The organism is Actinomadura litoris, assembly GCF_009733595.1.
Lineage (GTDB): Bacteria > Actinomycetota > Actinomycetes > Streptosporangiales > Streptosporangiaceae > Spirillospora > Spirillospora litoris.
In genome coordinates this window covers 387,587-414,065 of record NZ_WOFH01000005.1, presented here as the reverse complement: position 1 = coordinate 414,065, position 26,479 = coordinate 387,587, and the positions used below count along the sequence as shown (strand labels likewise).

At 68.3% G+C, this 26,479-nt stretch carries 23 protein-coding genes; 11 read left to right on the top strand and 12 right to left on the bottom strand.

Annotation, left to right across the window (positions count from 1 at the left end; all coding sequences use genetic code 11):
* The first annotated feature begins 78 nt into the window (after positions 1-78).
* The 3 genes from GNZ18_RS16645 to GNZ18_RS16635 all read left to right on the top strand — a co-directional run bounded on the left by GNZ18_RS16645 (position 79) and on the right by GNZ18_RS16635 (position 3,181).
* The gene (locus GNZ18_RS16645) at positions 79-711 is read left to right on the top strand and encodes a LysE family translocator (RefSeq protein WP_156217357.1); all 633 of its coding nucleotides are present in this window, start codon (positions 79-81) and stop codon (positions 709-711) included.
* Between the two features lie 515 nt (positions 712-1,226).
* Positions 1,227-2,498: a sensor histidine kinase gene (locus GNZ18_RS16640; protein WP_156217356.1), complete on the top strand. Its 1,272-nt coding sequence runs from the start codon at positions 1,227-1,229 to the stop codon at positions 2,496-2,498.
* Positions 2,486-3,181 carry a response regulator gene (locus tag GNZ18_RS16635; RefSeq protein WP_156217355.1) on the top strand — a complete coding sequence of 232 codons (696 nt, stop codon included), beginning with the start codon at positions 2,486-2,488 and terminating at the stop codon, positions 3,179-3,181. The genes GNZ18_RS16640 and GNZ18_RS16635 overlap by 13 nt, the downstream gene beginning before the upstream one ends.
* A 22-nt stretch (positions 3,182-3,203) precedes the next feature.
* Here GNZ18_RS16635 and GNZ18_RS16630 read toward each other — a convergent pair whose 3' ends face one another.
* The 4 genes from GNZ18_RS16630 to GNZ18_RS16615 form a co-directional block, all read right to left on the bottom strand.
* Positions 3,204-3,755, bottom strand: a complete 552-nt coding sequence (locus GNZ18_RS16630) for a carboxymuconolactone decarboxylase family protein (protein ID WP_156217354.1) — start codon at positions 3,753-3,755, stop codon at positions 3,204-3,206.
* 2 nt (positions 3,756-3,757) lie between these two features.
* Positions 3,758-4,363 (bottom strand): TetR/AcrR family transcriptional regulator, encoded by a 606-nt coding sequence (locus tag GNZ18_RS16625; RefSeq protein WP_156217353.1) that lies wholly within the window; start codon positions 4,361-4,363, stop codon positions 3,758-3,760.
* Positions 4,364-4,442: 79 nt separating this feature from the next.
* A complete protein-coding gene (locus tag GNZ18_RS16620; RefSeq protein WP_156217352.1) occupies positions 4,443-5,717 on the bottom strand; it encodes a putative PEP-binding protein in 1,275 nt (424 codons plus the stop codon).
* Between the two features lie 77 nt (positions 5,718-5,794).
* Positions 5,795-7,714 carry an FAD/NAD(P)-binding protein gene (locus GNZ18_RS16615; protein ID WP_312874568.1) on the bottom strand — a complete coding sequence of 640 codons (1,920 nt, stop codon included), beginning with the start codon at positions 7,712-7,714 and terminating at the stop codon, positions 5,795-5,797.
* A gap of 495 nt (positions 7,715-8,209) precedes the next feature.
* Between GNZ18_RS16615 and GNZ18_RS43180 the strand changes: the two genes are divergently transcribed.
* Positions 8,210-8,341 carry a hypothetical protein gene (locus GNZ18_RS43180; protein WP_281377999.1) on the top strand — a complete coding sequence of 44 codons (132 nt, stop codon included), beginning with the start codon at positions 8,210-8,212 and terminating at the stop codon, positions 8,339-8,341.
* A gap of 58 nt (positions 8,342-8,399) precedes the next feature.
* Here GNZ18_RS43180 and GNZ18_RS16610 read toward each other — a convergent pair whose 3' ends face one another.
* Both GNZ18_RS16610 and GNZ18_RS16605 read right to left on the bottom strand, forming a co-directional pair.
* Positions 8,400-9,041 (bottom strand): DUF4360 domain-containing protein, encoded by a 642-nt coding sequence (locus tag GNZ18_RS16610; protein WP_216651322.1) that lies wholly within the window; start codon positions 9,039-9,041, stop codon positions 8,400-8,402.
* 115 nt (positions 9,042-9,156) lie between these two features.
* Positions 9,157-9,333 (bottom strand): hypothetical protein, encoded by a 177-nt coding sequence (locus GNZ18_RS16605; RefSeq protein WP_156217351.1) that lies wholly within the window; start codon positions 9,331-9,333, stop codon positions 9,157-9,159.
* 105 nt (positions 9,334-9,438) lie between these two features.
* On the opposite strand from GNZ18_RS16605, the gene GNZ18_RS16600 reads away from it, so the two are divergent.
* On the top strand, positions 9,439-10,755 hold the full coding sequence (locus tag GNZ18_RS16600; RefSeq protein WP_156217350.1) for a tetratricopeptide repeat protein: 1,317 nt from the start codon (positions 9,439-9,441) through the stop codon (positions 10,753-10,755).
* Positions 10,756-11,099: 344 nt separating this feature from the next.
* On the opposite strand, the gene GNZ18_RS16595 is transcribed toward GNZ18_RS16600, so the two are convergent.
* From GNZ18_RS16595 to GNZ18_RS16580, 4 genes are all read right to left on the bottom strand, one after another.
* The gene (locus GNZ18_RS16595) at positions 11,100-12,101 is read right to left on the bottom strand and encodes a zinc-binding dehydrogenase (RefSeq protein WP_156217349.1); all 1,002 of its coding nucleotides are present in this window, start codon (positions 12,099-12,101) and stop codon (positions 11,100-11,102) included.
* 198 nt (positions 12,102-12,299) lie between these two features.
* The gene (locus tag GNZ18_RS16590) at positions 12,300-13,394 is read right to left on the bottom strand and encodes a collagen binding domain-containing protein (protein ID WP_156217348.1); all 1,095 of its coding nucleotides are present in this window, start codon (positions 13,392-13,394) and stop codon (positions 12,300-12,302) included.
* A 545-nt stretch (positions 13,395-13,939) separates the two neighbouring features.
* Positions 13,940-14,437, bottom strand: a complete 498-nt coding sequence (locus tag GNZ18_RS16585; protein ID WP_156217347.1) for an SRPBCC family protein — start codon at positions 14,435-14,437, stop codon at positions 13,940-13,942.
* Positions 14,438-14,696: 259 nt separating this feature from the next.
* Entirely contained in the window at positions 14,697-15,308 is a 612-nt protein-coding gene (locus tag GNZ18_RS16580) for a TetR/AcrR family transcriptional regulator (protein WP_156217346.1), read from the bottom strand.
* A 74-nt stretch (positions 15,309-15,382) separates the two neighbouring features.
* Between GNZ18_RS16580 and GNZ18_RS16575 the strand changes: the two genes are divergently transcribed.
* Entirely contained in the window at positions 15,383-15,859 is a 477-nt protein-coding gene (locus GNZ18_RS16575) for a DUF3237 family protein (RefSeq protein WP_156217345.1), read from the top strand.
* Between the two features lie 510 nt (positions 15,860-16,369).
* A complete protein-coding gene (locus GNZ18_RS16570; protein ID WP_216651321.1) occupies positions 16,370-16,798 on the top strand; it encodes a hypothetical protein in 429 nt (142 codons plus the stop codon).
* Positions 16,799-17,570: 772 nt separating this feature from the next.
* Here the strand turns inward: GNZ18_RS16570 and GNZ18_RS16565 are convergent.
* The gene (locus GNZ18_RS16565; protein WP_156217343.1) at positions 17,571-17,957 is read right to left on the bottom strand and encodes a hypothetical protein; all 387 of its coding nucleotides are present in this window, start codon (positions 17,955-17,957) and stop codon (positions 17,571-17,573) included.
* A 1,784-nt stretch (positions 17,958-19,741) separates the two neighbouring features.
* Between GNZ18_RS16565 and GNZ18_RS16555 the strand changes: the two genes are divergently transcribed.
* Positions 19,742-21,148, top strand: a complete 1,407-nt coding sequence (locus tag GNZ18_RS16555) for a sulfatase family protein (protein ID WP_156217342.1) — start codon at positions 19,742-19,744, stop codon at positions 21,146-21,148.
* A gap of 69 nt (positions 21,149-21,217) precedes the next feature.
* Complete coding sequence (locus GNZ18_RS16550) at positions 21,218-22,150, top strand: formylglycine-generating enzyme family protein (RefSeq protein ID WP_156217341.1); 933 nt, start codon at positions 21,218-21,220, stop codon at positions 22,148-22,150.
* A gap of 637 nt (positions 22,151-22,787) precedes the next feature.
* On the opposite strand, the gene GNZ18_RS16545 is transcribed toward GNZ18_RS16550, so the two are convergent.
* Positions 22,788-23,159, bottom strand: a complete 372-nt coding sequence (locus GNZ18_RS16545) for a MerR family transcriptional regulator (protein ID WP_156217340.1) — start codon at positions 23,157-23,159, stop codon at positions 22,788-22,790.
* A 212-nt stretch (positions 23,160-23,371) separates the two neighbouring features.
* Here GNZ18_RS16545 and GNZ18_RS16540 point away from each other — a divergent pair, with 212 nt between their 5' ends.
* Entirely contained in the window at positions 23,372-24,496 is a 1,125-nt protein-coding gene (locus tag GNZ18_RS16540) for an MFS transporter (RefSeq protein ID WP_246249888.1), read from the top strand.
* 951 nt (positions 24,497-25,447) lie between these two features.
* Entirely contained in the window at positions 25,448-25,621 is a 174-nt protein-coding gene (locus GNZ18_RS41225; protein WP_216651319.1) for a hypothetical protein, read from the top strand.
* Positions 25,622-26,479 lie beyond the last annotated feature (858 nt).

The following is a 26,479-nucleotide window of genomic DNA, read 5'->3' as shown; positions in this document are numbered from 1 at the left end:
TTGCGACCACCAGTGAAACTCAGCAGCGTTCGCCCGACTTGCCCCTTACGATCCGATCATGCTGAACACGATCCGATCATGCTGACCGCCGCGATCGCCTTCGCCGGGGTCGCCCTCCTGATCAACATCACCCCGGGCGTGGACACCCTGCTCGTCCTGCGCACCTCCATCTCCGACGGCAGGACGGGCGGGGTCATCGCCTCCCTCGGCGTCATGACCGGCTGCCTGGCCTGGGGCCTCGCGGCCGCGATCGGCCTGACCGCACTGCTCACCGCCTCCCACGTCGCCTACGAGACGCTGCGGATCTGCGGCGCCCTCTACCTCCTCTACCTGGGCGCGTCCGCCCTGTGGCACGCCCGCCGCAAGACCACGGCGCGGACCTCGGAACCCGAGATCGCCGCCGAGCCGCGCGGACACTGGGCCGCCTTCCGCGCCGGGGTGGGGACCAACCTCCTCAACCCCAAAGCGGGCGTCTTCTACATGAGCCTCATCCCGCAGTTCATGCCCGAAGGCGCCCCGACGTTCAGCACGACGCTGCTGTTCACGGGCATCGACCTCGCCGAACTCGTCGTCTGGTACTGGCTGGTCTCCGGCGTGGCCGCCGCGCTGGCCGAGCGGCTGCGGCGCCCCTCGGTCCGCCGCCGCCTGGAGCAGTTCACGGGCATCGCCTTCCTCGGCTTCGCCGCCAACCTGGCCACCGAACGCCCCTGACGCAGGGCGCCTCCACCGGGTCGCCTGGACCGACACAGGGGCGCCCGGTGGAGCCGTCCCCTCTCAAGTGAGGCTCAAGGACGGCTCCGCCTTCGCCTCCAGAGGGTGCCGTCCGCCCCCGAACGGGCCATTCTCGGCTGCGCTGAGCGGCCATTCTCTTCTGGGCGGGCAGGGCGCAGAGAATTGCAGGTCGCCGCGACCTTTTCAAGATCACTTTGACCAAACCCCGGAGCGATGTCCGACAGCGGTCATCGTCGGCACCGGGCGCCGGGATAGCGGACGATCGGTGCCAAAGCGGAGCCTACGTCCGCACGAACCGAACAGGGTTCTCACTGATCACCGGGATGGCACCGGGCGGCGAATGCGCTGGTCATCAGCAAAAGCCTTGGTCGCCGTTCTCGCTGAAGTCGTCCTCGCCGCGGACGTCGTCCGCCGTACGGCCCCCCGTTCTTCTCGGAAGTTATTCTGCGAAAGGAGCGGCGGCGCCCCGCCGTCGCCGACTCGGGGGGTAGCGAATGCCGGCTGAGCATTGTGGGCGGACCAGGGCGAGAGGGGAGGTCAGACAGCGGCTCCTCTGCCGGGCCCGCCGCGCGCTGGACGCGCTCGAACAACTCGTCGGCGGTCTCGGCACGGCGATCCTGGCGGTGATCGTCCTGATCGCGCTGGCCGCCGCCGCGCTCGCGTCCGCACTCGGGATCGGAACGTTCCTGAGGCCGGCCGCCCTGCGCGGGCTGCGCTTCGTCGCCGACCGCGAGCGGGCCCGGCTCTCCCACTGCGGCCCGGAGATGATCGACCCTCGCCCGGCGCCCGCCGGTGTCCGCGCGGCCGCGGCCGACCCGTCCGTCCGGCGGGAGCTGAGCTGGCTGATCACCCACTCCACGTTCGGGATGGCCGTCGGCCTCGCCGGGGCGCCGGTCCCCTACTACGTCGTGCGCGACCTCACCTACCCGCTGTACTGGTGGGCCGTCCCGGGCGACGCCTCCGAGCGCTCCCCCGAGTTCTGGGACGTGCACGGCTTCGCCGACGCGCTCTACGCGCCGCTCGCGGGCCTCGGCTGGGCCGTCGCGTTCATGGGCCTCGCCCCGGCCATGGCCCGCCTCCAGGCGTGGCCGGGTCGGCGGCTGCTCAGCCCGGTCCCCGTCACCGACCTGTCCCTGCGCGTCGCGCGGCTGTCGGCCACCCGCGCCGCGGCGCTGGACGCCCACGCCACCGAACTGCGGCGCATCGAACGCTCGCTGCACGACGGCACGCAGAACCGGCTCGTCGCCGTCACCGTCATGCTCGGCGCGACCCGCCGCGCGCTGGCCCGCGACCCCTCCGGCGCGGCGGCCCTCCTCGGCCGCGCGCAGGACGCCTCCGAGCAGGCCCTCGCCGAACTCCGCGAGGTCGTGCGCGGCATCCTCCCGCCCGTGCTGGACGACCGGGGCCTCGCCGGAGCGCTCGCCGGCCTCGTCGCGGCCTGCGCCGTCCCCTGCCGGCTGAACGTCGACGTCCCCGGGCGGTGCGCCGCGTCCGTCGAGGCCACCGCCTACTTCGTGGTCGCCGAGGCGCTCACGAACATCTCCCGGCACAGCGGCGCGCGGCGCGCGGCCGTCACCGTCCGCCGCCACCGCGACCGGCTGCTGCTGTGGATCGGCGACGACGGCGACGGCGGCGCCGACGAGACCCGCGGCTCCGGCCTCGCGGGCATCCGCCACCGCGTCCAGGCGCTGGACGGCCGTCTCATCGTGACCAGCCCGCCCGGCGGGCCGACCACCCTCGAAGCGGAGCTGCCATGCGGATCGTGATCGCCGAGGACGACCCGCTCCTGCGCGAGGGGCTCGCCCTCCTGCTGCGCGCGGAGTCCCTGGACGTGGTCGCCACGGCCGACCACCCCGCCGACTTCCTGACCGCCGTCGACCTCCACGCGCCCGACGTCGCGATCGTCGACGTGCGCATGCCGCCGACGCACACCGACGAGGGCATCGTCGCGGCCGTCGAGGCGCGCCGCCGCCGCCCGGACCTCGCCGTCCTCGTCCTGTCCGCCCACGTCGAGCAGGCGTTCGCCACCGAACTGCTCTCCGGCGGCGCCGCCCGGCTCGGCTACCTCCTCAAGGAGAGGGTCGGCCGCGTCGCCCATTTCCTGGACGCGCTGCACCGCGTGGCCGGCGGGGGAACGGCCATCGACCCCGACGTCGTCGCGCAACTCCTGCGCCGCGACACCGCCCTGGAACGGTTGAGCCCCAGGGAACTCGACGTCCTCTCCCTCATGGCGGAAGGGCTCGGCAACACCGCGATCGCCGAGAACCTCTCGGTCACCGAGGGCGCCGTCCACAAGCACATCCGCAACATCTTCGCGAAACTCGACCTGGCCCCCACCGACCGCGCCGACCGCCGCGTCGCCGCCGTCCTGCGCTATTTGGAGAACACGCCCGCCCCGCGCCCGGACGCGGCTTCCCCTCCCTTTCTGGATTCCCCCGCCCGTTACTGAGGCACCGGCGTTCGGTGCGGTGTCAGGGGCGAGTCCAGCGCTGGTCCTGCCACGCGTCGTCCAGCCGGGTGTGGGCGATGTGGTTGGTGTAATTGGAAAGCGTCTTCATCCCGACGCCGAGGACGACGTCCATGACATGGCGGCGCGTGTAACCGGCGTCCAGGAACGCCTGTACCTCGGCGTCGTCCACCCAGCCCCGGCCGGAGACCACGAGTCGGGTGAAGCGGCGCACGGCCTCCAGCTCGGGGTCGTCCAGTTGCTCGCCCGCGCGCAGCGCCTCCACCACCTCGGCCGGAACCTTGGCGCGCAACGCGATCGTGGAATGGGCCGCGACGCAGTATTCGCAGCCGTTCTCCACGCTGATGGTGATCAGCACCACCTGCTTGGCACGCGCCGGGAGCGAGGACTTGCCGAACTGCTCGGCCAGCGCGTTGTAACCGGCCAGCAGCTCGGGCGACTCGCCCATCACACCGTTGAGGGTGGTGACGAAGCCCATCCGCTTCTTGGCCGCTTCCAGATAGGGGCGGGACTCCTCGGGGGCGTTGGTCTCGTCATAGACGGTGAACTCGGCCATTCTCACTTCTCCTTGGCAGGGATTTCAGCGGACAAGGTCTCCAGGAGCGCGGTGACGGTCGCTCGCAGGTCGGCCGCCGGTGCACCGGCCCGCGACCGCAGATTCACCCCGTAGGCCAGCAACGCCAGCGCTTCCGCGGTGGACCCGACGTGGAGGCCGGGGCGCAGCTGCCCGCGCGACCGGGCGCTTTCGAGTGCGGAGCGCATGGACGAGCGCAACCGCTCATGGTGGTCGTCCAGTATCTGGCGCACGTCGGCGTCCACAACGGTGTCGGCATGGGCGTTGGACACCATGCAGCCCCAGCGGGCCTGCGGCCCCGCACAGCGCGCCTGAACCAGCCGGTCGAAGAATTCGGCGATGACCGGAAGCCCCCGGCCGTCGGAGGCGAGGGCGTCCAGTACGGGGCGGGACCGCCGGTCGACGTAGCGGCGCAGTGCCGCCAGGTACAACTCCTGTTTGCCACCGAACGTGGAGTAGAGGCTGGAGCGGCTGAGCCCCGTCACGGCCACGACCTCACCGACCCCGGTCGAGGACGCGCCGCGCCGCCAGAACAGCTCCACCACCTCGTCCAGCACCCGGTCGGGATCGAAGTGCTTGACGTCCGGCATGGCCCCTCGCAGCTATCTTGGAACGCTCATTCCAAGATAGATGCTCCCCCTCTTCGTGACAACCGTCCGCGCCGGGGTTCTAGGCCGCCGACCTCCTGGCGAGCTGCTGCAATTCGGCGGTGCACATCATCAGCCTTCGCGTCGGAAGGTGCTGGACGTAGTGGTCGAGATCGGCGCCGAGCGCGAACACGTGCACCGGGACATCGGCGTCCCGACCGGCCTCGACGGCCTGCCGCAGCGCGGCCAGGACGGCCGGATGCCGGGTCTGGTAGATGGAGGAGACCAGATGGTTGCCCCGGTCGGCGGCGAGATAGAACTGGATCAGGTCCTTGGTGCCGACGAACAGCTCGCCCGCCCCGGCGGCGCAGAAGTCGGCCGCCGAGTGCACGGCGGCCGGGGTCTCGACGAAGACGCCGAGCGGCGTCTCCTCCCCCAGCTCAAGGCATCGCCGCAGCCGCACGAACTCGTCGCGGTCGTTGATGAACGGGATCGCGAAACTCAAACGGTCGGCGTCGGTGCCGAGGTGTTCCAACACATAGGTGCGAAGCGCCCGGAAGGCGTCGGCATAGTGGGGTTCGCTGAGCAGCCACCTGGCGCCGTGGAGGCCGAGTTCGGGATTCGGCTCGTCGACGACGTGCATGTCGGTCGTGATCTGGGCGGCGTCGTCCGAGCGGAGGTCGAGCAGCCTCATGACCAGGCGCTGGCCGGGGAGGAGCTCGTCCACCATCGAGCACAGTTCCGAGGCGATGGCGGCACCGTAGCGCTCGGCCTCACGCACTCCCGCCCGAAGCGAGTCGATCGGGCTCAGTCCCGCCGCGAAACACACGAACTCCTCGCGGATGAAATAGGAGTCGACGCGCTCCACCCGCGGGACGAGGGCGTTCGTCGAGCGGACATCGGTGGCATCGGCGATGACCACGCAGATCGACTCGATGTCGTCGAAGGCGACGGCCGCGGACTCGGCCGCCGGAGCCGCGGGCTCGGCCTCGCCGAGCACGACCGACTCGCGGTCGAGCACGATGGTGACCTCGCCGGTGAACGCGTCCAGCTCCGACGAGTCGACCCGCAGGACGGGGATCCCACGCGAGCGGCAGAGGGACTGCATATGGCCGGTGCGCCCACCCTTGGCGCAGATCACCCCCGCGCAGACGACAATGGCGTCGTAAAGTTCAGGGCCGAGCCTCTCGACGACCAGAACGGCGTCATCGACCGGTTCCCCGGTGCGGTTGCAAGGCCCCTTGACGTAACGATGGTGCGAACCGACGAGCAAAACCCCTGGTATTTCGCGAGGGCTCACGAGTGTCCTCTCCGCCAATTCCGGGTCGGCCCGCCCGGGGAGCTCGACGCGCCTCATCCGGGCAGAGCATGCTTGGATGCTGGCAGCCGCCGGGGCCGCCGCGCACCTTCTCGAATGCCCAGGTGTGTTTCTCGCTAATCCGACCCGGGCGGCACAGCGAGCCCGAGCAGGTGGCGCAGCTCCCGTGGCGTCACGGACAGGTCGTTGAGCCTCGTCACGGCCGCCCTGTTCACGGCGAACCGCAGCGCACGGTCGTCAACGGGAGCCGGGAGGGCCCGGCGGACGGCCCCGAGCCCCTCCTCCAAGGAGGCGCTCAGGGCGTCGCGGTCACGGCGGCGCCGAGCGGCCATCCGGTGCACGTCGAGCGCGACCGCGCGGTCGAACGCCTCCCCCGCCATGGCCGTCTCCGCGGCTCCGGCCCGTTCGGCATAGCAGGATTCGAGATGGTGCAGCACGGTCGCGGCGACGCCCACCGAATGGTTCTTGATCGCGGCGAGATTGAACGCGAACGCGCCCACCCGCCCGTACCGGACGATCTCGTCGCCCTCGCGGGGGGTGCCGACCACGGAGATCGGACCGGGGCGGACACCGTCCGGTCCGAGGAGGAAGCCGCTGGCGTCCACCTCGACGCCGCGCCCCGTCCGCCGGTGCTGGGCGGCGATCCCCTTCCGCAGCAGGTTCGCCCACAGCGCCGAGCCGGCGCGCTCATAGTCCGGTTCACGTCCGAAGTTCGAGATCACGAGATCCGCTTCGATCGTCCGGGTCGGGCCTGTGGAAGACACCGTCAGTTTCAGCGTGCCGTTCCCGGTGCCGACGATCCCGTCGACCTTCCCCGCCGTGAGGACGAGCCGGCTGCCGTCCGCGATCGCCGCGTCGACGATCTCGGTGGTGTAGGCGACGGCGCTCACCCGCAGCGTGGCCATCAGGCTTCCGTAGGCGTCGAGGAGCGCGCGCAGGTCGGATGAGGGAATCCGCTCCAGAACCGCGGGCAGAAAGGGCTCCCACGATTTGGTGACCCGTTCGGTCATCACCGCGGGGGCCACGTCGGGATGCTCGCGGGTGACGATGGCGCAGGCCCGCTCCCACTCGTCCCTGAACCGCCGGACGAGTTCGTCACGGCCTTCGTATGTGTCGGCGTGCAGCCGCGGAGCCGGCAGGTCGAGCACATGATGCCGGTGGTCCGAAGGGTAGGTGCGGAGCGTCAACCCGGACCGCGAGATCATGTGGATCTTCCCGGTGTGCCCGCGCCGCAGAAGAAGCGAAGCCGAGTCGTAGGCGCTCAGCAAGGTGCCGATGATGGCGACGACCGCGTCCTTGCGTACGCCGAGGATCTTCTCGATTCCCGCCGCTGAATAGGGGTGCCGCAAAAAGGAAGGGTGGTCGCGCACGGCGGCCGCGAATGGAAGGTCCCGTTCCTCCAGGCCCGTCGCCAGGACGACGTGGTCGGCGTGGAGCGTCGTCCGTCCCGGCGGCCCGCCCGCCAGGGAGCAGTTCTCGACCACGACCCCCACGCCCCCGGCGCCGACCTCCAGGTCGACCACCTCACCGTCGGCGTCGAGCAGCGTCACCCCGTCCGACGCCTCACCCGCGGCGTCGGCGAGACGGGTGGCGAGGTAGTCGCCGTAGATCCGGCGCGGCGCGGGGCCGGACTCGGTGAAGGTGAAGCCGCTCCATTCCGCGGGCCAGCCGTCCCGGTCGGCCTCATCGTTGGCCCAGGAGACGAAGTCGTCGACGTCCTCCCGGAACATCGACATGCGTCCCGCCTGGATGTTGAAGACGTGCTGCCAGTGGTTGCCCGCCCGGTGGTAGGCCACACCGGCGTTCCGAAATTCGGGGCGCCGCTCCAGCAACACGACCTGCAACGGTTCCCGGGCGAACTGCAAGAGGCGGATCGCGGTGGCCGTACCTGCCAGACCCGCTCCGACGATGACCACCCTTCGGGGCGCCAGGAAACCCACCGTGGCCACTCCCCCACGCGTCGGATCGGTCCATAACAGAGTTATTGCTGCTCGAACGTATCTTGGATCACCGCCCTGCTCAATGGCTCGCCCCACCCCACAAGTGGCACAGACCGGACGCCACCAACCCTTGCAAAACCCGACTCCCTCCCCTCAAACGAGAGGCCCGGATTAGAGCGTCCAAGAAAGGCGTACACGAAGGTCCACTCCGCGTGACCATGCCCCGAGACGGCCCTGGGCCCGGACGTCGCCGACGAGCTGGACAGGCGCCCGCCCGGCACCTGGATCGCCTTCGGCATCGCCGACCGATTCCCGCCCGCCCCACCGCCCTCCGCTGACGCAGCGCGAACCCCCGACCACCAATGGCCCGCTAACGCCTGGCCCCAGTCGCGGAGGTCGGCCCCGCGATCGGGTTGACCCCCGCGCCGGGCCATGTAACTGTCATCCTGTAGCCAAAGCTGGTGTCTGCAAGGCGAGTGCCTCCACCCGATGCGCTCGTTTCGCAGGTGCCGCAGCCCACGGTCCCGGAGGCCCGTGATCTGCGGTATTCCCGGACCAGCGATGGGCCCACCTGTCGAAAGGCGGTCTGTCGTGCCAGTCGTCTATATCGCGCTGATCACAACCGTCGCGTGGCTCACGCTCGGCCTCGTCGCGCTCTTCCGGGCTCACCCCGAGGACATCCCCGACGTGGTACGAGCCCTGTCCCGCTGGGGCCGGCGCTGACACCGGTTCCCGGACCTCATCCAGGCGATGTGCCGCTGAGCGAGAGCCCGGCCCTACCCTACTTACATTCCTTCCAGATCAAGTTGTAGAACGTTTGAGGGCCGTCACTCAGAGAGTCCGCGGCGATGAAATTGACCACCGCCGGATCCGACGTTCCCTGGTTGACCCGCAACTCCGTGTCCAGCCACAAATCGCGATCTTCGCCGCAGGGCCTCCAGACGACCTGGTGCGGCGGCGTGGTGTCGGTGAAGTACCAATCGTCCTCGAACGGACCTGCCAGCTCGAACGTCGTCTTCCTGGCGGCACGGATGCCCTGGAAGTAGTAGAAGCCCCTGTGGGTGGCACTTGCGCCGTTCTGCAGTTGAGCCCAGCCGGTGTAATTCGCTTTTGTGACCGCGTAGGTGAAACCTGGCGGGACGTTGACCTTGAGCCGAACCTGGCAGTTCTTGCGCGCGTCGGGAAGGGGCGACGAATCACCAGACTGGGCTAGGTATGCGCTGTAAGTGACCACAAAGGCATCTTTTTCCTCTTTGAACCATGCCTGGGCGGTGTGGACCGGGCACCCGGAGCCGTTAGCGGCCACGACCTCGATGGTGGCCCCGTCCGGAGCATGAACGAGGCGCGAACCAGCACTGGCAGGCATCGCGGTCACGGCAACCGCCGCGACGGCCACGCCGAAAACGAACGTCCCCTTACGCACGCGATTCCTCCAACCTGATAGCGGAACTCGCCTTCCAACAGCCGGCACACTCGCCCGCCGCCCACGCACGCGAATCCAGAAACTGGACGAAGAGTAACTTTCACACCAATCACTGTCAAACCTCAATTTTTAACTCAACATTCGAGCGCACACCATTGAACCCGGCCATAACGCCCAGCCGCCCACCCGACGCCGCCGCGACATGCGCCACAACCTGCACCGTGCCCTCGCTGGCCGGTTCCTTGAATCCGGGAAGCGTGTGTATCGCCCGCATATCGAAAAGCGCATACACGACCACAACACTTTTCGGTCTTCGATGGGAGGCGATGGACCGCCACGGTCCGTGCCGAGGGCATGGCGCCCCGGCTTCGGAAGGTGACCAGAAGAGGAGAAGGCCATGGTCGACGACGGCTCGTGGGACCGGCGTGCGCTGTTGCGAGGCGCGGCCGTGGTGGCCGGTGCCGCCGCGACGGCACCGCTGGTAGGCGGAACGGCCAAGGCGCACACCCGCGGCGACGACGCGGACGCGTTGTTCAACGCCGGGAAGTTCGACCAGGCCGCCCGCGCGTACGAGGAGATCCTCAAGAAGGACCCCACGAACCTGCGCGCGGCTCGCCAGCGCGGCTATATCGGGCTCCTGGGCAACAGGTTCCCCGAAGCCGAGAAGTACCTCGCGATGGCCCTCAAGTCGGCGCCCGACGACAAGGAGGCCAACACGCTCCTGGGCGACTGCTACATCCGGCAGGACAAGTTCTCCCTCTCCGTCCCGCACTGGCAGGCGGCCGGCGAGGTCGCCTACGCGAAATGGTTCGCGGCGGTCGGCGGCGACGCGTACCAGGTCCACGGCGACATCGGCCGTGTGCAATGGGAGCAGTCGGACCCGGACCCGCAGATCGAGGTCTCGGTCAACGGCGGGCCGCCGAAGCTCTTCAGCTTCTACACCGGCGCCGGCTGGCTGGGCATGTCCGCGGCGGTGGCCAAGGAGGCGGGGCTACGCCCCGTCTACCAGGAGGAGAGCGACTTCGAAGGCCACAAGATGGTCTCCTACTACGGGGTGCTGGACTCCTTCAAGCTGGGCGGCATCGAACTGCGCAACGTCCCCGTGAACTGGTCCGAGGCGGAATCGGCCGAGGACGCGCCCCCCAAGCGCAACGACGGCCTGATCGGTACCTGGGTCTTCTACCACCTGCTGACCACCTTCGACTACGCGGGCCGGTCGCTGATCCTGCGCCGTCCGACCCCCGAGGCGGCCAGGAAGGTCCGCACCGACGCGGCACGGGCGGGCGTCAAGCCCCTGCCCCTGTGGATGTCCCGCGACCACGACCTCAGCAGCATCGGCAGCATCGCGGGCTCCGGCACCCGCGTGGTGGGCGTGAACCTCGGCGGAACCGGCGAGATAGCCGCGGGCATGCCCGGGGACGTCGCCAAGCGGCTGGGAATCCGCACCGACTACGACCGCCCCCTCCAGACTTCCGGGCACGGCCACGCGACCGTCACCTACCCCTGCTACCCGAGGGAGCTCCGCCTCGGCGACGCCGCCGCCAACGACGTCTACTGCGAGATGGACCCGAACATGCAGGTCAACGTCCCCTTTCCCTACGGTCCGGGCTACGACGCGACCGGCTACTTCGCCCACTGCTTCTTCAAGCCCTTCAACGTCACCGTCGACTTCACCAACATGAACCTCTACATAGCCCGCGGCAAAGCCACCTGACCACCGCCACCGGACGGCGACGGCCCCAACCGACACGAAGCCGCCCAGCTCATGCCAGGCCGAGGCCCGGCGTTCCCGGACAGCGCAACAGCACAAGCCGGGCCTCGGCACAGACCCACAACCCCCCCAGCGCAACCGGCGAGCGAGCACGCCCTGTCCTGGCGGGCCAAGGAGAGAAGTCCGGCCATGTCGCGCCCGGATCAGCACGGTCTCCACGGTGCCCTGCGCGGCTGGGAATGCCGGACCGCCGAACCACCGGACGTCGCGCCCCCGAAATCCAGTTGGAGGGCCCCACGACACCCAAGCCGCGGCGGCCGTGGCCGGGCATGCCCTAACCGCGGCCGCTAGCGCCAGGGGTCGAGTGCGTGCTTGCCCTGGGTCTGGCCGGTTTCGAGGTCTTGCAGTACCGTCGGCCCCTCCTCCAGGGGGTGAACGTGGGGGTTGCCGGGCGGGTACACGCCCTGGGCGATGAGCGCCTCGATCTCGACGAGCAACGACTGGTAGAGGGCCGGGGCCGCGGCCGCCAGCGCGCCGATGTGCAGGCCCTTCACCTGAGCATGATGGGTGAAGACCAGATCGGCCGTGGTCAAGGTGGCGTCGCCGGAAGCGGCACCGAACACGACGACACGTCCGGTGAAGGGCTTGGCGACCGACAGGCTGGCCTCGAACGTGGCCTGCCCCACCGATTCCAGGACCACATCGACGCCGCCGGTCAAGCGGGTGATCTCCGCCGCCAGATCGGGACGCCGACCGTCCACGACCTCGTCGGCACCGAGCGCCTTGACGGTGTCGTGCTTGGCCGGTGACGCCGTCGCGATGACGCGCGCCCCGTAATGGCGTGCGAGCCGGACGGCGGCCTGCCCCACACCACCCGCCGCGGCATGAACGAGCACCACCTCACCCGCCTTGACCTCGCCCAGCGGCTTCAACGCCGCCAACGCGGTCGCCCAGTTCAGCACCAGGCCGAGAGCCTGGGCGTCACTCCACCCGGAGGGCACGCGAAGCGCACCCGCCGCCGGCATCGTCATGTACTGCGCGAACGCTCCCCGCCCGGCGCCGATGACATGTGTACCGACCGGAAGCGGGTCTTTCACGTCCGGGCCCACACCCACGATCTCGCCGGCGGCCTCGAAACCCGCCACGTACGGCGCCCGCGGCCCGCCTCTGTAGGTGCCATGGGTCTGCATGACGTCCGCGAAGTTGACCCCGGCCGCCCCCACCCGGATCAGGTACTCACCAGCCCCAGGGGTGGGGCGCCGCCGGTCGGTCGTCAGGACCAGATCCTTCGGCCCCCGGTGCGACCCCTGGACCAGTGCCCGTACTTCGAGATCCTCGCTGCTCTCCATACCCGCAGCCAACGTCCAGACGCCCCACGATCTTCCAGCGACCACCGCCGCGACGCCCCGCCGAAACCAGAGTCAGCGATCGCGGACCTCGTGCTTCAACCTCAGCACGAATGACGACGCGACCACGCCCCGGAGCGCAGGACCACCCAGGACCCCGCGCTCCGAAGCTCATGCCGGCCTGTGCCTCATCACGCCTGCTTACCGCGCGCGCACCACCGGGCTGGCCGCCGGGTAGAGGAAGTTGTTTCCTTCGAAGCGTGCTCGGAAGTACCCCCCGCGCGAGGGGAACGGGTCGCTGTCCGATTCCGGGAGACCCCGGTCACGAGTGCCGAAGACCCCGCTGCTGCTCAGGGAGGTCAACCGCCCGAGGTGCCGCCAGTGGTTTCTGCCGTTGCGCGACCACTCGATGACGATGGGCAGATTCTCCATGTCGGAGAACAACACTTCGCCGTTCGGTCCCAGCGGGCTCTCGATGGCCCCGAAGACGCCCGCTCGTCCGGGCTCGTTGAACGCGACACTGAAGTTCACGAACCGCGGCTTCCCAGGCGCGAGGACAACCGGAACCTTGCCCTCGGAGTTGCCGCAGTTGACCGGATAGAAGTAGAGGTCGTCCGACGGAATGTCGGGTGCCACGTAGAGGGGGTGGTAGCCCGGGTCCGCCGTGATCGGCACCGTGGCGCTGAATGCTCCGGCGGCGTTCAGCGGACCGGTTCCCAGCCTCTGGTAGTTCTTGTCATCCCTTACCACGACGTTTCGACCGGTCAAGGGCACGGGCCCGGCGCCGGTGTCGTAGGTGACGGTGCCGGTGACCGTGATGGGTGTGGTCCTGGTGACCCGGGCGGGGGTGACCTCGCAGGACTGAGCACTGGCCGCGGTCTGCCGGACCTCCAGCCACAGTTGCGGCGCCCTCGCCGCCGCCACCTGATCGGTCTCCTGGATCGCCGCCTCCACGATCGTGTACCGGTCGTCCGGGGTGACGGACAGGCTGAAGTGTCCGTCGCCGTCCGTGGTCAGCGTCTGTGGCTGGCTCGCTCCGACATCGGGGGTGACCTCGACCTGCTGGTCGGCGAGCGGCCCGGTACTCCCATCGGGCATGGTCGCGGTGACCGTGCCGGTCACGACCGCCGTCCGATGGCCGACGTCGAGCGGGTTCCTGTCCGCCGCGAGCGTGATGGTCGGCCGGATCTTCTCCGTGGCGTCGGCGCCGCGGACCGTGACGAGGTTCACGGTCAATGCGATCGCGAGAACGAGAACACCAGGCCCGAGCAGAGGTTTTCGTCGCAAGATGAGCACCTACCTAGAGTCGATGAAGAACCATCGCATGTTCGATCTGCACAATGAGGACGCCTCAGCCGACGCCGAATTTGCCCGAATGGCCAGATGTGGACCGACTCCAGGGGCGGCCCAGCCCGGCAGTCCCCCACGAGCCCTTCCAGCTCAAGAGGTCTTGAGACGCAACCGCCCGCTGGAATCGAACCGACGACCCATTCATCACCAGCTGCCGAACGAACTTCGCACCGGCCCAGATCCGACGTGCCCAGCACCCACCCAGGCGCCGCGCAAGGCATAGCAGCCCGTCTCCCGCATCGCGTGCCCCCGACCCTCGGGGCCGAAGGCTAGGAAGTACCGACTGCACTATCGAGTCGAGGACGGCGCCATGTGAGGCTTACGGGCCCCTCGCGACACGTACGCAGGCCGAGCAGGCCAGCGAAAAAGCTGACCGATGCTGGGCACGTGAACGCGGCCCAAGTCAACCGGCTACGCGCCTTCAACCTGTTCGCCACCTTCGCGAATCCGCGGTTGGACGAGAGCAAGGGAAAAGAATCAGGCCCGCGGGGTTACCGAGGGTCGTTGCGCGCCATTCGGGCGGCGCGCATCTCGGCGTACATTTCCCATGGCCCTTGCGAGAGGACGTGCCCGGTCTCCAGGAGGCTCTTGAGGTTGGCGAGCACGGACGGCCATCCGGCGGAGACCGAGACGTGTTCGTCGTGGTCGGCCAGGTTCTCGTGAGTGACGGTGAGCCGGACGATGTCGCCATGCGGCTCGATGTCGAATGTGACCTGGCCGGGACCGTCGGGCCGCTCCTCGTTCGGACCGGTCCGGGTGATCATCAGTTTCCTGGGTGGCGCAGCCTCCAGGACCGTGCCGACGAGGTCGACGATCCCGGAACCGTCGGTGCGCGGGTGCTCCCAGGCCGAGCCGACCTGCCAGTCGGAGACATTGCTGTGCTCGGCCCAGTATTGGGCGGTCACATCGGCGTCGGTCAGCGCGTGCCAAACCTGCTCCGGCGTGGCTTGGATGAAGGTGACGTACACAAAAGTCGGCCTGTCAGACATGTCATGCTCCTCTGCTCGTCGAATCGGTTGCTCAGTGCACGAGGACGCCGCCGCCGGTCGGAGATTTCCTGGAGCCGGCACTTTCAGGCCGTACGGACACGACACACACCGGACGTGAAGACGGCCTGGGAGGGCTACCGCACCCAGGCCATCGACCACGATTCAGCGAACGGTGCTGCCGGATCGCTTGGGCATCAGACCCCGACCATGCAGGAGCAAGTCAGATCGACCAGCCCCCGCCCAGGGCGAGCCGACCACTTCATGGGTCGAGCATGTGGTTCACCAGATCCCGCCACCAGGTGAGGGTGTCCGCCGTGTCCTGCTGGGATGGTCCGGTCAGGCCCGCGCTGCGGCGGAACTGCCGGCCGACGATCGGTTCCATCGCGAGTGCCTGATGAAGGGCGGCGACGGTGAGCTGAGTGCGGCGGCGGTCGGGCAAGGGGCGGTGGCGCTGCCGTGCTCTGGCGGTGATGCGTTCGTGGAGTGCGTCGACGACCTCGTCCAGCATCCCGCTTCCCTGGTCGCGCCATCCTGACTGGTGCAGTGCCAGGGCCAGTTCGGCATAACCGTCGGCGTAGATCTCCGCGAGCGCCTGGACGAGTTCGCCGATGTCGGCGTCGGCGCTGATCCAACCCTGGACCACCTGACCGATGCGTTGCCGCACACGGGCACCGCCATGTTTGAGCAGCGCGGCCAGGAGCTGATCGCGGCCGCCGAAATGGTGGTTCACCGCGGCGTCGGTGACTCCGACCTTGGCGGCCACAGCCCTTACCTGCACGGCGCCGAGCCCACCGTCGGCCAGCAGTTGCTCGGCCGCCTGGAGAATGAGCCGCTTGGCCTCGCCGGGATCACGTCGCACTCGTCGCTGCATCCACCGACCCTACCTTGACACTCCAAAGTTAACGAGTACCTTGGGGGGTCAAAGTAGTGCAGAAAGGGTGGCCCGTGCTGACGCTCAAGCAGATCGTCCACGACCTGCCGGGGACTTCCACCCCGGCGTCCCACACCCCCTTGTTCCGGGGGGTGTGGCGACCGGCTCCCTACGCGACCCTCGGCGGAACACCCGCGGGCACCCGGGTCATCATCGACCTGACAGACGGGATCATCGAAGGCCGTGGCCTCACCGCCCGTCTCCAGGGGGCAGCCGCCGACTGGTTCGTCATCGGTCCCGACGGCACCGGGACACTGGATTGGCGCGGCCGGGTCGTCACCGAGGACAACGCGCTCATCTACATGTACGGGACCGGACGGATGAACACCTCGCCGGGCTTCGGCGGCAAGATCGTGGGAGCGTGCATGTTCGAGACCGGGGCCGAACGCTACCGGTGGCTCAACAGGTTGCAGGCGGTCTACCGGGCCGGCATGACCGACCAAGGCACCGCCGACGCCCTGTACCACGACGAATACTTCGAGCTGAGATGAGGAAACCGCACGGTCAACATGGCTCGACCAGCAACGCAGGTCGAAACACAGCGATCCGAGCGTGCGCTTACGGCCGCGTTTGCGCTACACCAGGCCCGGCCCAGCCGACCTGGTCGATATCGCGTTGGGCTGCTACGAGTTCTCGGCAGTCCAGCCCATCGACGACATGGCCACCGCGATCCCGAACCAGGGTCTTCGCGACGGTTCCGCTCGGACGGTGCCAGGTCGCGACGCTGCCGCAGCCCAGCCCCAGTCGCCGCGCCGCGAAGTCAGCGTGCCGCCACCGGCCAACCACCATTCGCGGACTTTCGCTCTGATGATCACGAACACCGACAGGCGGCGGTCCCGTGCCGCCGGAACAGGCGAGGAGTGCGGGTGCAACCGAATCCACCGCAGCCCGGGTTTCCTCAGTATGGTCAGCCGCCGATGCCAGGCGGACCCGCGCCGCGGGGTGGCGGACCAGGCCCGTTCGCGGGGCCGCCCAAACCGAGGGCGAATGCCGCGGCGGCGATGGCCGCGGGCAACCTGGCGCTGCTCAGCGCCGGCATGCTCATCTGGTTCGCGCTCTACAACATCGCCACCGTCGGCGGGTCGGCCGACCCCTCACCGAGCCCGGTGGTGGAGAACGTGGTCGGCGGCGCCATCGGCGCCGGGTTGCTGTTCATCGCAGCGGCGTTGGCGTTCGCCCGCAGGATCGCCGGCGTGTGGGCACTGTACGCGCTCTGCATGCTCTACGTAGTGGCGATCTTGTTCGTACAGCCGCTAGGGGGGACCACGACCTTCGGTGGTCAGCTCAAGTGGCTCTTCGGCTTCCAGAAGGGCAACGGCGCCGCCATGGGAATGACGGTCATCTTCAGTGTTTCGACGGCGATCATGGCGGCGATCGCCGGCACCGTGAAATCGCAGGCCCCGACCACCACCGCACCACCTCGTCCGTGACCACCTCGCCGCTCGGCCGGTGCGTTCGCGCACCGAGCCCACCGCGAACGAATAGGCAACCAACACACATTCCCGGTCGGCTAATGCGCTAGCTGCGAGCCAGGTTCTGCGTGAGACCGCTGGTTCGTCGCAGGCGTTTGGCGCTCCTCATGAGTCCGGCAGTCGCTGCGGGGGCACTGCTGTGGCCAAAGGCCCACAAACCGAGACACAGGACGGCGGGACCGGCCCGCAAAGGCGGCACGCCGCCGTCCCGGGCTGGTAACGGCGGCCGCGTAGCGGGCACTTTTGAAGACGTAGGGAAAGTTCTCATCCGGCCCGGTCCTCGGGGCGTGACGTCAGGGTTCGTTCGCGTGGATGGGCACCTCAAGGGCCGCGACGGTGGCGCAGGTGGGGCACTGGCGCCCGGGGGATGGCGCCCCTTGGCGGGTCTTCGGAAGGCCGGGGCCCAGGGTGGAGAGCTGGTCTCTGGTCTGGGCCTTTGCGGTGGGAGCGGGTGGCGGGAATCGAACCCGCGCTGTCAGCTCGGGAACCAACCCGATCTAAGCCGTCATGGCGGCTGACCTGGCCTCTGCTCGCACCACGAGTGGCCGCGACCGCCCCCTTGACACCCTTTTATTTGCATGCCTTTCGCTCCGCTGACCTGCATCGGGTCGGCCCCCGGCTTCCCTGTCGTTCTTTCGACACCTGGCCGCGCAGACGCGCATCGCTCCGGGGTGATCGTTTGCGCGAACGGGTGACTCCTCAGTGGGTCTGGGAACCACGGGTTCCCCAGTCACGCACGCTCAGCCGACCCTGGCCGTCCGCTGGAGGAGAATTCGTCGTAGTACTCGCCGTCATCACCCTGGACCCGAGCGTTCAGCCTCCGGGCTATCTGACGCATCTTCTCCACCAGGAGGTCATCGGGGTTCTTCACGTCGATGCGGCCGTTCGACCAGTCGAGCCAAGCGCCTTTCTCGTCTCGTTCGGGGTGGGTCACCATCTGAGCCAACCATCTGTGCTCGTACGTCAACTCCTGACCGTCCACGACCGCCTGCGCTGTTCGGCACATAACCAGGTCAGGATCAGCCGCAACCACCTCAGCCCACTCGTCGGTGCTGATCTCCGCTCCGAGTTCCTCTGACCAGTTGTCTTTCCGCGTCATGTGCAGGTCGTAGCCCATGCGGTGCACATTACGGTTAAGTACTGACGCTCGGTAAGTGACGGCCCAGGGCGCGGATGCACGCGGCGGGCCCGCCGGACGGCCGGGTGAAACGCGAGCGACTCCAGGACGGCGTCGAGCCCGCGGGCAAGGGCGAGAGGGAGCACCCGCCGGATCTTCGCCGCCGCCGTCTCGCTCGCCCGCGGGCGAGGCGGTACCCGCCGTAGCGGCCGCGCACCGCCTCGACGGGCACGCCGAGGTCGAGCAGCTGGTCCACATACCGCCGGACGGTCCGCCCTCGCCGCCGGGGCGGTCGGCGATCGTCCGGGTGCCGCCGGACCGGAGCAGATCGAGGAGGGTGAGCACGCGGCCGGCAGATCGGGACGTGTTTCCCATCGCGAGCACCCCGCACCGGACCGCTTTCACGCCGAGCGCGTCCAGGCCCGCCGACAATGTGGACCGGACGCACGGCGACCTGACCGGATACGTCGGCGAGTTCGCCACCGAGCCGACCACGATGCCGTGGGGGCAACCGGGCGCTGCCGTTCCGCGACCCCGACGACGACCTCGTCAACTTCTTCATCCCGGAGGCGATCGCCGAGTTCAGCCGCTGGCTCCAGGCGGCACTTCTCTCGGGACCGCGCTGAGCGTCAGGTTCCGATCAACGACGCCGTAGGCGCTGCTCGCCGTATGGCGCGACATGTCTGTCCGAACGGGGCCTGGTGTACTGCCCTGAGAGGGCAGGTACGCGGCCGGCGGGCGTGTCGCCGATGCTGGTGCGGTGACATCGATCGTGCCCGGCAAGTGGCCGGCGCCGCATCTCCTACCTCAAGGGAGTGCGGATCATCCGCACCAGCGTGACAGCCCGAGTCGGTTCGGCACCGCCCCAGAGTGCTCAAGAAGCCGAGCCGATGGCCCACCCTGCACCCCCGAGCCGGACGCGACCGGATCGCCCCGGGCCGGCACCCACCACCAGGGACGACGAGCCGGCCGACCGATCTCCCAACACGCCCGCCGCTCTCTCCCAGGCGCCATGAGGACCGGCGCGCAGCCTGATCCACCGTCACGAGGCACCGCTGCGACCCCTCGTAGGGACGATGAGGACCCATGCCAAAGCCGCTGGCTGGACGGCGCGCGGGCGGCCTGGTCGCTTCCCGGCTCGGGCGTGCGCCACAGTGGTCGACATGGCCCTGAGCCGAAGTGTTGACAATCTATTCTACTTTTCCTATCGTTTTTGTTCGTATCGAAGCCGCTTCAGACGGCTTCCGGAAGGCTGTGCGAGCGCCTGGCCGAGGGGCTGGCGCGTCGGCCGTGCTCGAATCTGCGGGCACCCGCCAAACTCTGTGCGAAATCGCCAATGCGCATAGCCGCCCCCTTGTGAAGTTAAGGCGTAGGCGTACGCCGTCTCAACATTGGCCCATGGTCGCGGGGTCCACCTTCTTCCGGAAATAGGTCAGCTCGCGGGATTGACGCGGCGGGGGGCAGTTCATTACCGTTCGCTTATGACTTCGGGTGACTTTTTGGTCGCTCGCCTGCATGTCGATTTCAAGCGGCAGGCGAGCGCGCTCTGTCCGCCCTTCGCCCTATAGCAGTCGGAACGGCAGCACATTGCCATGCCGCCGGCCAGGCCCCCTGTGATTTCGCATCCAGGGCTCCAGGTTTGAGATCACCTTCCGATGCGGCTCGAATTTCTTCGTGCCGCGGGCCCGTTTTCCCTTTCTCTTTCTCGGCGTCCCGTGCGTCTATCGAGTGATTCATTTTCGTCCGGAGGCGGCAGGTCGCCGTCAGCGAGAGGAGTGGGGAACATGAACGAGGAACAGCAAGAGCGCGGAAGCGGGGTCGGTCGGCGGCAATTTCTCGCCGGCACCGCCGCGGCGGCCGCGGTGGCGGCCGCCTCCTCGGCGCTTCCGGGGATCGGCGGGACGGCGTCCGCGGCCGCCCGTCCGAACATCCTGCTGATCGTGACCGACGACAACCCGAAGCAGACGAACTGGGCGATCCAGAAGACCATCGCCTGGCTCGGCGGGCACGGCGTGACCTACAACAACGGCCACGTCACCACGCCGCTGTGCGCCCCCTCGCGGTCATCGATCTTCTCAGGACGCTACGCGCACAACCACGGCGTGCGGAACAACGCCGCCTCTCACAGCCTGGACCAGAGCACGACGGTGCAGCACCACCTCAAGCAAGCGGGCTACCGTACCGGGCTGTTCGGGAAGTACCTCAACTCCTGGACGCTGGCCGACAACCCACCGCACTTCGAGGAATGGGCGCTGCTCCAGCCCGGATACGTGGACGCCCAGTGGAACGTCAACGGCACCGTTCAGACGATCAACGGGTACACGACCAACATCGTCAAGAACAGGACGCTGGCCTTCCTGAGCAAATCCACGACCGACACGCGCCCATGGTTCGCGTATGTCACACCGTACGCCTCGCACGAGCCCAACATTCCCGCCGCCCAGTACGCCGACACGGTCGTGCCGTCCTGGAACGGCCGTCCTTCCGTCCCCGAGGCCGACCGGAGTGACAAGCCGGCCTATGTCAAGAACGCGACCAACACGCTGGCCGACGGCCGGGCGGTGCGACAGCGGCAACTGCGGACTCTGCTGTCCGTGGACGACGCCGTGCAGGCGTTCAAGGACAAGCTCACAGACCTCGGCCAGCTCAACAACACGCTGGTCATCTACATCGGCGACAACGGATTCCAATGGGCCGATCACGGCCTCCTCGGCAAGGGGACGCCCTACTCCCCGGCCCACGAGGTGCCGTTCTACCTGTCCTGGCCCGCGGGCGGCCTGGGCTCGGGGACCACGGACAACCGAATTGTCGCCAACATCGACATCGCACCGACCATCCTGGCCGCCGCCGGGATCACCTCCCCGACGCCGCAGGACGGTGAGTCGCTGCTGTCCGGATTCAACCGCGATCACCTGCTGGTCGAATGGTGGAAGCAGGGCACCGCGGGCGTCAAGGACAGTTGGGCGTCCTACGTCGCCAAGAACAGGCAGTACGTCGAGTACTACGACCTGCACACCGACGCGAGCGGCAGCGTCTCCGGCACCGGACAGGTCACTTTCCGGGAGTACTACGACCTCGTCAACGACCCGTACCAGCTCACCAACAAGCTCTACCAGGCGAGCCCCGCCGACGAGCAGAGCCTCGGCATCCCCGCGCTGGCCGCTCAGCTCGCCGCGGACCGCCAGAGCTGACCACACAGCCAGGACCGCGGCCCGCGTTCGCGGGCGGGCCGCGGTCATCTGGCCGAGCGGAGAGAACCCATGTACGACCTTTGCTGCACCCCCGGCCGCGAGCCGGCGGGCACCCTGCCGACCGCGCCCCCGCGGTCGGCCACGCCGCGCCACAAGCACATGGTCCAGCTTTCCGGCGGGCCCTTCCTCATGGGCACCGACGACGAGGAGGGCTACCGGGCCGACGGAGAAGGGCCGGTCCGGCGGATCGAGCTGACCCCCTTCCGAATCGAGACGACCACGGTGACCAACACCCAGTTCGCCGCATTCGTCAAGGCCACCGGCCATGTCACCGAGGCCGAACGATTCGGGTTCTCCTTTATTTTCGAGAGCTTTCTCAGTGAGAAGAACACGCGCGCTTCCCAGGTTGTCCACGCGACTCCTTGGTGGCGTGCCGTCCCGGGTGCTTTCTGGAAGCGGCCAGAGGGGCCTGGCTCGTCCATCACCTCCAGGCAGAACCATCCGGTCGTGCACGTCTCGTGGAACGACGCACAGGCGTACTGCGCCTGGTCGGGAACCCGGCTGCCCACCGAGGCGGAATGGGAGTACGCCGCGCGAGGCGGACTGGAACAGCGCCGCTACCCCTGGGGGGACGAACTGACCCCGGGCGGACGGCACATGTGCAATGTCTGGCAGGGAGACTTCCCGAATCTCAACACCGGCGAGGACGGCCATCTCGGCACGGCGCCGGTGAAGTCCTACCGTCCTAACGGCTACGGCCTCTATAACGTCGCCGGGAACGTCTGGGAGTGGTGTGCCGACTGGTTCAGCGCCGATTTCCACCGCACCGGGCCACGCAGGGACCCGGTGGGTCCACCCGAGGGCACGACACGGGTGATGCGCGGTGGTTCGCACATGTGCCACGCGTCCTACTGCAACCGCTATCGCGTCGCGGCCAGGTCGTCCAATACACCCGACAGTTCCGCAGGCAACATCGGCTTCCGCGTCGCTAGGGGACTCTAACGGGAGACCTTCGCCGACGGTGGTGAGCGGCGATCGCCATGGCTGCAAACCGCTCCGCCGGCTCCCGTGCCACTGCTTCGCCAACCGCTGCCGTACAGCTGACCTGCCCTCCGCCCGTACCCCAAGTGACCGTGACCTGAGGGCAAGCAGACCCGGAGCGCAGGGCCGGCCACGGCCCGAGCACCAGAAGCCGCGCGGCAGCGATCGCCCGCAGTGGCGCACCGACCTCAACCACGCCATGGCGATCTTAGGGCTGAGCCGGGGAGCGTTTGTCCCCTGACCTGCGCGGGAACCCTCCCCTGATTTCGCCGACCCCACAACCGCCCAGGCTCGTCCGAGCCCGTTTGTTAGCACCGGAGTTTGCAAGACCACTTCGTCCCGAGCTACCAGCGCTCTCGCCCAGGTGGCGGCGTGTGGGGTCGTGTGATCCGTGAGCCTGTACAGCATGGCCACCGCGGACCCGATGCCCGGCTTGTAGGCCACCGACTTGATCGCGGCCATCTCGTTGTCGTACCGCGGACGCACCTCACGCTGCCGCAACTCAGGAAAGTAGGGGGCTTCCGTGCCATGACTCGATCATCCGCTCGATCAAGTCTTCAACGAACCCGGGCGGCTCAAGACGTACTGGGGCGTCTCATCAGGAGTCTCGGATATCGCGGCTCACGGCGTCGAGGTAGTCGTTGATGGCTCGGTGGTTTTTCGTGAGGCATTCGATCTTCTCTGCCATACGGTCGCGTTCGTGTTCGAGTGTCGCGATCATGTCCGGGGTGACGTACGGCAGGTATATCGCCCTTGAGCTGTCCAGGCAGGGAAGGATCTGCTTGATGATCCGGGTGGGCAGGCCGACTTCGAGGAGGCCCCGCACTTGCCGCACCCGGTCGACAACGTAGTCCTCGTAGATCCGGTACCCGTTGGGCAGCCGTTCGGAGTGGATCAGCCCCTGTTCCTCGTAGTAGCGGAGCATCCGCACCGGCGTGTCCGTGCGCTGGGAGAGCTCACCGATCTTCATCCCCACACCCTTCGCGTCTGGGCTGCGATGCAGCCGGACTTGACCCTCACACCAATGTCACACATTGATGATCGGGTATGCCACGAACGGATACATCACCGCCCCCTTCCGCCGCTGACGCACGGTTCCCGCTCGCGGGTCTGCTGGCTCTGGCTGCCACGGGGCTCATCACGCTCCTGACGGAGACGATGCCCGCTGGGATGCTGTCGCAGATGAGCCGCGACCTGGGAGTGAGCGAGGCGGCTGCGGGGCAGAGCGTCACGGTCTTCGCGATCGGGGCGATTCTCGCGGCGGTCCCTCTCACGAGAGCCACGATCGGCTGGCGGCGCAAGCACCTCCTGCTGTTCGCGATCTCCGGGTTCGCGGTCGCCAACACGGTCACGGCCCTTTCCGACAGTTTCGCGCTCACCCTGGCCGCGCGGTTCCTCGGCGGGATCGTCGGCGGCATGCTCTGGGCGCTCCTTGCCGGTTACGCGCGGAGGATGGTTCCCGCGCACCAACGCGGCAAGGCCATGGCCATCGCGATGGCGGGCGGGACCGTTGCACTGTCCGTCGGTGTCCCCGCAGCCGCGTTCCTCGCCAAGGCCGTCGATTGGCGATTCGCGTTCGGGGTCATCACGCTGGTCACTTTCGCGCTGATCGTGTGGGTGACCGCCACCGTTCCGGACTTCCCCGGCCAATCCAAGGGCGCACGACTGCCGCTGGCCCACACGTTCCGTCTGCCCGGTGTCGCCCCGATCCTCATCGTGACGATGACGTTCGTGTTCGCGCACAACATCCTCTTCACCTACATCGCCCCGTTCCTGGCCCCGCTCGACATGGAGGGTCAGGTCGACTCGGTGCTGCTCACCTTCGGCCTGGTCTCGCTCGTGAGCATCTGGCTCACCGGCGTGCTCATCGACCGGCACCTGCGCATGCTCATGATCCTGGCCTGCGCGCTCCTGGCCACAGCCGCTCTCATCCTGAGCGTCTTCTCTGGCAACCCCGCCCTCGTGTACGCCAGTGCAGCCCTGTGGGGACTCGCGTTCGGCGGCGCCTCAACCCTGCTGCAAACCGCGATCGCTGACGCCGCAGGCCCAGCGGGCGACGTCGCACAAGCACTCCTCACCACATGCTGGAACATCGCGATCGCCGCAGGCGGGATCATCGGCGGTATCACCCTCAACGTGCTGGGACCCCCCTCCTTGAGCTGGATCACACTCGCGCTCCTGCTCCCGGCGCTCGCTATCGTCATCGGCGCACATCGACACGGATTCACCGGCCGCACATTGGAACGCGAGACCGCCCCCGAACCGGACGCGCGAATCCAGACAGCCGAAAAGGGCGCGCTGCCGTGATCACTGGCGTTGCCTCCCGCATCCGCCTTGGGGCAAGCGACAAGCCGCAAGACCTTCGATTTCCCGGTAGAAGCCGCAGAGCGGCACCGCGCTTCTAACACAGAACCATGGAGCTGCGACGATTCCGACAACTCCCTGCGCTTCGAAGCTGGACGGTTCCGGACTTGTGCGGGGGCAGGGGACCCGGCGGACGGGCAGCACCTGCCTGCCCGCATTGGCCCGTCACGAGGCGCCGCGCGGGCCCCGTACAAGTCGGGAACCGGCCAGCGGCATCGATCCCGGCCATCGAGCGGCTCGACAGAACTGACCTTGGCACCGGAAGCGGGGAGGCTGCTCGACCGGTTAAAAGCCTGGGCTTCAGGGTCCCACTTGCGCTGGGGCGACCGCGCACGGGCTGCGCGCCGGGACCGGATGGAACAGGCCGCATGCCCGGCGCGCAGAGCCGGGCACGGCCGTCGGCGACCGCCAAGCGGGTGCCTACAAGGCGGCGTAGCCCCTAGTTCGAGCTCGCTCAAGCGACTTCCGACTCGTCCTGGTGCGGTTCTGAGATCCCTCGTAGAGGCAATGAGGACGGGGGGTGGAGTGGGAGCAGCTGCGCGAAGCCGCGCACGGTTGCGAACCCTCGTAGGGGCGATGAGGACCCCCATGGTAAAGCCGCTGGCTGGGTAACGCACGGGCGGCCGTGCATGGGCTGCAATTTCAGCAAGCCTCCGGTAGTGCATGAGTCCCCGGCGTGTCGCTGAAACGATCAAGACCGCTTCCGGTGGCGGGCACATCCGAAGCATCCCAGAGCGGCCCGGTCGCTCGCATTCTCTTGCGCTCGGGCGCCCTGCTGCCAGGGGCAGCGCGGGACGGCGGGACCGGCCCGGAGAGGCCGCACGCCCGCCGTCCCGCGCTGGCCCCGGCGGCCGCGGAGCGTCGGGCGCCTCGCTCGCCGAGTTGATGAGCCGGATGGGCCGCTCGTCCACGCGGGCAGCGCAGGTCTACCTGCACGCGCGGAAGGAAAGTGACCGGGAGATCGCCTCGACGCTCGGGAAGACGGCCGCGCGCGAACTCAAGAAGGAGAAGAAGGCCAAGAAGCGCCGGAAGAAGGGCGACGGCTCCGGCGAGGCATCGGGCACGTAGCGGGCACGGCGGCCGATGAACGCGAAAGGCCCAGCGTCAGTGAAGAGTCACTGGCCTGGGCCTTTGTGTGGGAGCGGGTGACGGGAATCGAACCCGCGCTGTCAGCTTGGGAATAGTTCCGATCACGCCTGTTGGCTCCGCTGACCTGGCAATCGCCTGTGCCTCCAGTGACCGTGAGTGCCCCTCAATGTCCGCCCCTAATGGCACGCTAATGGCACGGCGACCCGCGCCCGACCTGGGCCGTTCGTCTCATCCACGACCCACATGCGGCACGGGCGCGCATCGCTCCGGGGTGCTTGTTCGCGCGAACGGCGCGCAACCGTGACAGACCGTTTCGCGCGAACGAGTGCCCCGGCTCGCGGGGGTCCAGGGGGCGGCGGAGCCCCCTGGTTCGCGCACGCTCAAGCGCCTTCCGACTCGTCCCGGATGTGGTTCTGAGATCCCTCGTAGGGGCGATGAGGATCTGGAGCGAGAGCTGTTGGTCGCGCACACCGCGTTGCGACCCGCATAGGGGCGATTAGGACGAGCCCCAACCAACCCGAAAGGCAGAATATGACAGAAGTTGCGAACCCTCCCAGGGGTTGAGGACCTCAGGCGCGCTTGGAGGTCCTGGACGGGCTGCTGACGTTGCGAACCCTCGCAGGGGCAATGAGGACCTGACTCGCAAGATGCGCGCCATAGAAAGGGCTGTGTTGCGAACCCTCGTAGGGGCGATGAGATTCCATGGTAAAGCCGCTGGCTGGTTGGCGCACGGGCGGCCGTACATGGACTGCGATTTCAGCAAGCCTCCGGTAGACCCCGAGACCCCGGCGTGTCGCTGAAACGATCAAGACAGATCCGGGCGCCGAGCACACCCGA

Excerpts from the sequence above, each read along its gene's own strand:
- GNZ18_RS16645 (WP_156217357.1), top strand. The coding sequence starts at position 79 with ATGCTGACCGCCGCGATCGCCTTCGCCGGGGTCGCCCTCCTGATCAAC.
- GNZ18_RS16640 (WP_156217356.1), top strand. The coding sequence starts at position 1,227 with ATGCCGGCTGAGCATTGTGGGCGGACCAGGGCGAGAGGGGAGGTCAGA.
- GNZ18_RS16635 (WP_156217355.1), top strand. The coding sequence starts at position 2,486 with ATGCGGATCGTGATCGCCGAGGACGACCCGCTCCTGCGCGAGGGGCTC.
- GNZ18_RS16630 (WP_156217354.1), bottom strand. The coding sequence starts at position 3,755 with ATGGCCGAGTTCACCGTCTATGACGAGACCAACGCCCCCGAGGAGTCC.
- GNZ18_RS16625 (WP_156217353.1), bottom strand. The coding sequence starts at position 4,363 with ATGCCGGACGTCAAGCACTTCGATCCCGACCGGGTGCTGGACGAGGTG.
- GNZ18_RS16620 (WP_156217352.1), bottom strand. The coding sequence starts at position 5,717 with ATGAGGCGCGTCGAGCTCCCCGGGCGGGCCGACCCGGAATTGGCGGAG.
- GNZ18_RS16600 (WP_156217350.1), top strand. The coding sequence starts at position 9,439 with ATGGTCGACGACGGCTCGTGGGACCGGCGTGCGCTGTTGCGAGGCGCG.
- GNZ18_RS16595 (WP_156217349.1), bottom strand. The coding sequence starts at position 12,101 with ATGGAGAGCAGCGAGGATCTCGAAGTACGGGCACTGGTCCAGGGGTCG.
- GNZ18_RS16585 (WP_156217347.1), bottom strand. The coding sequence starts at position 14,437 with ATGTCTGACAGGCCGACTTTTGTGTACGTCACCTTCATCCAAGCCACG.
- GNZ18_RS16580 (WP_156217346.1), bottom strand. The coding sequence starts at position 15,308 with ATGCAGCGACGAGTGCGACGTGATCCCGGCGAGGCCAAGCGGCTCATT.
- GNZ18_RS16570 (WP_216651321.1), top strand. The coding sequence starts at position 16,370 with ATGGCCGCGGGCAACCTGGCGCTGCTCAGCGCCGGCATGCTCATCTGG.
- GNZ18_RS16565 (WP_156217343.1), bottom strand. The coding sequence starts at position 17,957 with ATGGGCTACGACCTGCACATGACGCGGAAAGACAACTGGTCAGAGGAA.
- GNZ18_RS16555 (WP_156217342.1), top strand. The coding sequence starts at position 19,742 with ATGAACGAGGAACAGCAAGAGCGCGGAAGCGGGGTCGGTCGGCGGCAA.
- GNZ18_RS16550 (WP_156217341.1), top strand. The coding sequence starts at position 21,218 with ATGTACGACCTTTGCTGCACCCCCGGCCGCGAGCCGGCGGGCACCCTG.
- GNZ18_RS16545 (WP_156217340.1), bottom strand. The coding sequence starts at position 23,159 with ATGAAGATCGGTGAGCTCTCCCAGCGCACGGACACGCCGGTGCGGATG.
- GNZ18_RS16540 (WP_246249888.1), top strand. The coding sequence starts at position 23,372 with ATGAGCCGCGACCTGGGAGTGAGCGAGGCGGCTGCGGGGCAGAGCGTC.
- GNZ18_RS41225 (WP_216651319.1), top strand. The coding sequence starts at position 25,448 with ATGGGCCGCTCGTCCACGCGGGCAGCGCAGGTCTACCTGCACGCGCGG.